This window comes from Vibrio sp. 10N.222.49.A3 (genome assembly GCF_041475145.1).
Lineage (GTDB): Bacteria > Pseudomonadota > Gammaproteobacteria > Enterobacterales > Vibrionaceae > Vibrio > Vibrio tasmaniensis_A.
On record NZ_JBFRVM010000021.1, the window covers coordinates 37,918 to 44,784 of the forward strand.

Consider the following 6,867-nt stretch of genomic DNA (forward strand, 5'->3'; position numbering starts at 1 on the left):
AGAGAGTATTCAGGATTATTGAATAGACTTAAAATTAAAGAGAATTTAGCAGTTGATAAAGCCTAATGTGACGGATAATTAGTCGCTTGATGACTAATTATCCTGTAACTTGCTGATTTATAGTCAACTGAGAGTCTGATGTATATCACGTTTACCCTAAAATAATTCACTTAACATGGCGCTACTTTAATCATTCTTTCCAATACGATTGTTAAATATAAATACGTATTCCTATATTATTAAAAGGATAATTCCGATGAGTAGCGATATCATTAAAATTTCAAGAAATACTGAAAATGCACCAATTAATTCTGTATCTACACAAACGGTCGCTTTTTCTCATTATAATAACTTTTCTGCTCAACTGCCTGTTGACCCTAAAACAGGTGAAATAGTTATTGGAGATATTAAAGACCAAGCAGCACAATGCTTGAGTAATATTAAATCTATTGTTGAAAGCATTGACCATGTTATGGATGATGTCGTAAAGATCAATATTTTCGTTAAGAATATTTTTGATATCGATGCTATTGATGAGGTTTACGCAAGCTTCTTCAACAACAGCCTGCCGACACGTACAGTCGTGGGTGTAGCTGCGCTACCGAACAGTGACGCTTTAGTTCAAATGGATGCTCTTATTTCAAACGGCGAAGGTACTAAACCACAAGCACCTTGCGCACTAGTTAAGGTCTCAAGAAATACAGATAATGCGCCTCAAAGTGCTGTATCGACGCAGACAGCGGCTTTTTCTCACTACAACAACCTTTCAGCTCAATTGCCTATCGATGTAAATACAGGTGAGTTGGTTTCAGGTGGTATCACAGAGCAAACGACACAATGTTTAGCAAACATTAAAACGATTCTAGAGAGTATCGGTCATGTCATGAATGATGTGGTTAAAACCACTATCTACCTTAAAAATGTTGAAGATGCAGAAAAGGTAAATGAAGTTTGCGCTAAGTTCTTCCCAAGTTATGTACCAGCGCGAACGGTTGTTAATGCTGCTGAACTACCAATGGGCGCTTTAATTCAAATTGATGCATCCGTTTCACATGGCGACGGTACACCGCCGCAATTACCAGAAGACACTCGCTTGTTGGTTATTGAAGCTAATAATACTGTCGATGCCCCTTTCATGGCTTATTCGCACACCGTTGCTTTCTCTCACTACAATCATATTTCAGGCCAATTACCTTTAGACCCGAAAACAAATGAAATGGTTGCTGGTGGTGTAAAAGAGCAAGCGGAACAATGTTTGAAAAATATTAAGGCGATCATTGAAAGTGTTGGTCATAGTATGGACGATACAGTGAAAATCAATATTCAGCTTAAAAATGTTTCAGACATTGATACAGTGAACGAGGTCTACACAACATTCTTTAATGCTGAATTACCGGCAAGAACGGTGGTTGGGGTTTCAGAGATTTCTATGAATGCTCTAATTCAAATTGATGCAGTCGTTTCCAACTGCGAAGGTACACCACCACAAGACGTTATTGCTTAAACATAATTAAACCCACTTCAAACTAAGCGGTCAGATTGTCGGTGATGATCTGATCTGCTCCTTCTTTAAATTGTCGGCTTGTGCCGAACACTCTCATACCGTTAGAAATAGTTAGTTAAACGTTTAGCTAGCCTGAGCCCGAAGAAATGATCAATACTGGTGATTCGAACTACTGCTTGTCGAGTAGATATCGAAGATTTTGAACTGTATTGGAGATGCTTTTGAAAAAGTCATTAATTGTACTGGCGTTAGTTACTACATCTTGTTTCGCTGTTGATGATGAAGACCCTTGTAACGTTGAAGGTGGAGGGGTTACTGCGGGTTATCTGTGTGTCGAAGAGAAAATGAAAGTAGCAAACATCGATCTCAATAAAACATATCAAGAAGCCATTATGCGAATAGTCGAGGAAGAAGCCGAATTGCAAAAAATCGAGTTTCACATCGATCTAGAAGAACCTTTCCGAAGAGCTCAACAAGCTTGGTTGAAATACAGAGACGCAGATTGTGAATTTATAGGTCAAGCGTATACGCCTTCCGTTTGGGCCGGGGTTCAAATCGAAGAGTGTAAGCTAAGAATGATTTTAGAGCGTATCGAGTATTTTGAAGGTATCTATTCAGTTCCAGATTGAAGAAGCTTAAACTTGATTCTGGGTAATTAAGTTGGGGTTCATAGAAGCGATGTACCAAGAACCGAAAATAGAATTAGAATGTGAGAAAGAAAATTAAGTGTATGCAATTTCGAGTTATTTTATTGTTGTGCCTAGCGATAGTGGGGTGTTCATCTAATCAAGAGCTAACACCTGATCCGACAACTATCACGCTTTTTTATGGTGAGACGTCGATCTCGGCGGGTGTGTTAGAAGATAAAACATTTAATTCGGTTCTAGCCGATAGAAGAGAGAGTGTTACTCTCTCGGGCTCACTATCAAAGCAAAACTCAGGTTACTTAGTTGATATCTTAGTGATCAGAGAAAATAGAGCACCACGTTCAAAGCGCCAATTAAACACCTTACTTCTTATGAAGCCGGGAGAATTAGTGGATGTTGGCGGTGTGAACAATGATGTGTTCAGAGTCATTCTAGAGTAACAATCCCGAAGTAATCAATTAATGTGAAAATTTTCTTTACCTCAACCTAACTTCAAGTCTTAAGCTTCTCTTACCCAATAAGAAGGAGCTTATTATGCAAAATAACTACGTAAAAGAACTCGCCGTTAAAACTTACCAAGAAGAACTTCAGAAAGAGTACGTTAAATCTAAAGCTAGACCATTCCACGGCCCGAGTTTTATCGGCGGTGTACTGTTGTCAGTCGTGTTGGTTGGGTTGTTTTATTGACTTGAAAGCGTACAGGCCATTGAGATAACTTATTACAGGATACTGATAGCCGAATTGTTGTGAAAGCTAAAATAATCAGAGGTACCGAGATAAACATAGTAACCTTAATTGCGTTATCTTCTACCGATGATTTGGCAAACTCACAGTAATACTGGCCAAATATATCCAGCGACTACCCATTCGACAGTAGCTTAGTGTAATTACACTAAACTATTCATTGCAGATTGCCTTGACCAGCCTTTATGTAGCTTTACTACCTCAGTGCTGATTCGTACTGGATGATTCTGCTAATACCTACAACAACGTTAGCTGTTGACGACTTTACGTCGCTATGAACTATGACTCTTCGTTAGTTTCCCCATCATCAATTATTGTTCAGTTAATTATACAGAACGACTCCCTCTTTTATTTAGTTTTATCCATCAAAATGTCCTGTTCTCCTTTCAATTGAGATTTCCCATCTATTCAGATAGTTGAGGTTAGGATTAGGTGTTTGCGTTAGGACTTAACTTACCCTCTAGCGTGCATTTGATTAAATTTATGGTTTGTTTCACTTCCAAACAGATTGGTTTCATCAAGGGTATGCAGTGATGTAACCCAGATAAAGTTGCTGATTTCAATCCCTCCCCATTAAATATCGCGATCACTGTCAGTTTTTTATAGCGTAAATAAATACTAAAAAAAGCGATGCTATCATTACCCCCCTGAAATGGCACTGTGGCGTAATTTGGTGGCTATTATGTTATGAAGTTGTCGGGATGTTACGGGATGTACAATATGCGGTTAGTGGTGTTTTCGTGCATGATATTTATAAATTTGCACAATTACACTCAATTCAAGTAGATGACTATTAAGTGGTCAGATTTGTTTTTATTTGTGTGAATCTCATAAGTAAGAATACAATCATTCTGTTGCATCGCAAAGTGCGATGCATATCACTTTATTCGGGGTGCCGTGTTGTCTACTGTTAATTTACTTTGTCTGTTCTTTATTACATTACTAATAATATGCACATCATTTCATCTGAAGTCGTCGGAAGGTAAAAAAAAGCTATCTTTTGTTCAGCAAAGACTTGAACGAGAACAAAATAAACAAAGGCTCAAACGTTTTTTCTGTGAAGAAACAGATTTACCTAACATCAACTATATTCAAGAAAAATTATTAAGAACAAACAGAAGTACCTACAAGATCATGCATGTAATCTGTGTTGGGAGATCTGCAGATTTCTATAAGTTTTTCGATTCAAAAACTAGTCGAATAGTTAAAACAGAATTACATCACTACCTAAGTGAGACACTTTCACCAAGGGTTATCGGTTTGTTTGAAGACAAATACATTGTTCTTGTATTTGAAAGCGATACCCCCTGGGAAGAAAAAAAAATCCTTGAGCAGCAACAAAAAATTCAATTCTCTTTGCCTCATGAAAAGAAAGTAGGCGATAAAACCCTAACTTTTGATTATTCTCTTGCTAGCATGATCCTATCTAATTTTGATAAACCCCAAGATAAAAATCAGTTGTTTAGAAGAATGGCTTACAGTGTTAAAAAGTCACTTCAATCTATTGATGGTGTCTACGTATATAACATTAATGACTATGAAAAAAACGTTAGAACCCGTTCGGTAATCCAAGCTTTACATCACGATATAAAAAAGGGAGGGACTCAGTTCGAGCTTTTTTATCAACCCGTCGTTTATAGTATGAATACTTCTAAAGAGTACCTTTGGGAAATACTGCTTAGGTGGAAACGCACAGAGTTCGGAGGTCCTGGTGTATTTATGCCATTATTGGCAACGGAGCCGCACCTACATTACTCATTAACCATTATAATTTTTAAAAAAATAATTGAATACGCAAAAAACACTCAAGATACACTTCCTAATATCAGTGTTAACATTAGTCATGCAGATTTAAGTATCGTTGACTTTTATGATGATGTAATGGAATTAACCAAATTAGTTCCAGAGTTAAGAAGTAAGATAATATTTGAAACAGTTGAATATAGTGAGGGTCTTTTACATAGTTATGCTAAAGAAAATATAATTGCTCTTAAAGGGGCAGGTTTTCGATTTGCTATTGATGATTTTGGATGTGGTTACTCCAATTTTAACCTTTTATCAGAAAAATATTTTGATTTTATTAAGCTAGATAAGTCGTTACTACAAAAATGTCAGGAATATATTGTGGCCAATGAGACACTTAAGTTTATGGTTAAGCTATCTGAGCGTATTGATGTAACCTTGATTGTCGAAGGCGTTGAAAATCCTCAACACCTACGACTACTTCCAAAGAGATCTAATATATTATTCCAAGGCTTTCATTTTTCCAAACCAAGAAGGTTAATTAGCAATGTGAAAACAGGTTGATATATGTATGGGTAATAATATGTGAAGGGCTGTAAATGACATTAAACAACATCGAATTCGTTAACTAATTTAAGAGTATTACTATTTTAATATTTTTAAATCTCAACAAGTAATAGAGATCCATTTAAATGAAAATGAAAATGATGATACCAATTTTGTGCGTTCTGGCCTTATCAGCTTGTGGTGGCGGCGGTGATGGTGGGAGTAATCCGACAATTCACAAAAAAGCTACTGGAAAAGTAATCGATGGTTATATTGTAGGCGCTACCGTTTTTCTAGATATAAATAATGATGGTAAGTATAACGCAAACACTGAACCTAGAGCTTTAACTACAAAAGGTGGTAGTTATGAGCTTGACATAAATGAAACCCAAGATAAATGCCTTGGTTATGCTCCGACGATAGTAGATGTTCCTGTTGGCGCTATTGATGAAGATTTGGGGGCTGTGAAAAATGCTTATCGTATGGTCTTACCCCCTGAATTTAAAGAACAGGTCGATTTCAAAAACCGTTTTATCACCCCTTTAACTTCATCTTTATGGGCGACAGTAGAAACCAGTAATGGTAAAAGTAACTATACGTGTCAGGATCTAATGAGCGATATAGAAAAACAAACTAAACAGGCTCAAGCGTTAGAGCATGCTCTTACAGAAACAATTCGCACATATAATATTTCTGAGGCTAAAATTTATGGTGACTTTATTGCATCCGAAGATAGTGACCTTGCCTTAAAGGCCCAAAATATCGTAACAGGTCTAAAGAAATCGTTCACAGATACAAAAGATTTACAACAAACCAACCCCAATAGCTATGTGCAAGTTCATTACTACTTCAAAGATGAAAACGGCGCTAGGAATTGGTAGAAAAAGGTTTATATTTCTTCTCTAGGTACTAATCAATCAGCAAAGCAAACAACCACAAAAATGAGCGATGATTTGTTAACAGAGGTGGAAGTGTTGTCTGAGTCCACATCGGTTAACCTTTCAACTCAGTGGGGTGTTTACAACAATACTTTTGATATTGCTAGTATTAACAATTTTAATAGCAGCATCCGTCCGGGGTGTACATTCACAGAGAAAATCATTATTAAAGATGATAAATTTGATAATGTACTATCTAACATTGCCTACGATGGTAATATACACAACTTAGCAAATTGTCAATCTCTGGATCTAACAAATAAAATAGTCTCTAGAACTACTTCAACTTGGAAATATAACAAGAGTATCAAAGAACAATTAAATCGTACTTATGTCGACTGGAATGAGCATACTTTTGGAAAAGGCGATGACTTTGGATTATCGACAGTCGTTAATGTTAAAAGTCATTTAAATAGTTTAGATACTGAAAATATCAAAATAAACATTATGGGTAGATATAAAGATTACTCTAGTAATGAATTAGGTGACGCATCTAAGGTCATACGGTCAAAGATAGTTAATGATCAGAGTAAAGAAATCACCTATTGGAAAACACTCTTTCGTGCATCTCCGACGACATATTCACGAAGAATAACATCGTCAGATCAAACTTCTGTATACGAAAAAAGTACTGACGGATTTAATTGGGTAGTATCGAGTAAACCGTAGTCGTTAAGTATGTATATAATTGATGGGGTGGGTTGCTTAAATGTCACGCCCCATTCACTTTGATCCGCACCAGCAG

At 36.6% G+C, this 6,867-nt stretch carries 7 protein-coding genes; all 7 read left to right on the plus strand.

Going from position 1 to position 6,867, the window contains the following annotated elements; all coding sequences use genetic code 11:
- Positions 1-256: 256 nt before the first annotated feature.
- The 7 genes from AB4589_RS03630 to AB4589_RS03660 all read left to right on the plus strand — a co-directional run bounded on the left by AB4589_RS03630 (position 257) and on the right by AB4589_RS03660 (position 6,791).
- A complete protein-coding gene (locus tag AB4589_RS03630; RefSeq protein WP_372099385.1) occupies positions 257-1,504 on the plus strand; it encodes a RidA family protein in 1,248 nt (415 codons plus the stop codon).
- A gap of 215 nt (positions 1,505-1,719) precedes the next feature.
- The gene (locus AB4589_RS03635; protein WP_372099387.1) at positions 1,720-2,133 is read left to right on the plus strand and encodes a lysozyme inhibitor LprI family protein; all 414 of its coding nucleotides are present in this window, start codon (positions 1,720-1,722) and stop codon (positions 2,131-2,133) included.
- 101 nt (positions 2,134-2,234) lie between these two features.
- On the plus strand, positions 2,235-2,591 hold the full coding sequence (locus tag AB4589_RS03640; RefSeq protein WP_017101361.1) for a hypothetical protein: 357 nt from the start codon (positions 2,235-2,237) through the stop codon (positions 2,589-2,591).
- 94 nt (positions 2,592-2,685) lie between these two features.
- On the plus strand, positions 2,686-2,838 hold the full coding sequence (locus AB4589_RS03645; protein WP_017099010.1) for a hypothetical protein: 153 nt from the start codon (positions 2,686-2,688) through the stop codon (positions 2,836-2,838).
- 954 nt (positions 2,839-3,792) lie between these two features.
- Positions 3,793-5,202: an EAL domain-containing protein gene (locus tag AB4589_RS03650; RefSeq protein WP_372099389.1), complete on the plus strand. Its 1,410-nt coding sequence runs from the start codon at positions 3,793-3,795 to the stop codon at positions 5,200-5,202.
- Positions 5,203-5,330: 128 nt separating this feature from the next.
- Positions 5,331-6,065, plus strand: a complete 735-nt coding sequence (locus AB4589_RS03655) for a hypothetical protein (RefSeq protein WP_372099391.1) — start codon at positions 5,331-5,333, stop codon at positions 6,063-6,065.
- A 60-nt stretch (positions 6,066-6,125) separates the two neighbouring features.
- Positions 6,126-6,791 carry a hypothetical protein gene (locus AB4589_RS03660; RefSeq protein ID WP_371709295.1) on the plus strand — a complete coding sequence of 222 codons (666 nt, stop codon included), beginning with the start codon at positions 6,126-6,128 and terminating at the stop codon, positions 6,789-6,791.
- The last annotated feature ends 76 nt before the right edge of the window (positions 6,792-6,867 follow it).